The organism is Streptomyces griseus subsp. griseus (assembly GCF_000720255.1).
Lineage (GTDB): Bacteria > Actinomycetota > Actinomycetes > Streptomycetales > Streptomycetaceae > Streptomyces > Streptomyces griseus_I.
This window is the reverse complement of record NZ_JOJE01000240.1, coordinates 1-220: the sequence shown is the minus strand read 5'-3', so window position 1 is coordinate 220 and position 220 is coordinate 1. Positions and strand designations below refer to the sequence as shown.

Sequence of the window (220 nt, the reverse complement as noted above, 5' to 3'; positions counted from 1 at the left end):
GAACAACACCGGCAACGTGCGATCCACCACCTCGACGGCGGTGTCGTTCCACCGATTGAGCACAAGATTCTGCTCGGTGTCGTTGAGGACGGGCAGGGTGTTTACGGGGGTGTCGGGGGCATCGTCCAGGGCCTGGACGAGGCGGCTGGTAGCGGTGCCCATCAGGGACAGCACCAGATCGGGATCGATCGGGTCGACACACTGGACGGTGAAGACGAAC

At 63.2% G+C, this 220-nt stretch carries 1 protein-coding gene; it reads right to left on the bottom strand.

From position 1 onward, the window contains the following. A partial coding sequence (locus IG99_RS43955; protein WP_037684732.1) for a hypothetical protein occupies positions 1-220 on the bottom strand: 220 nt, incomplete at both ends.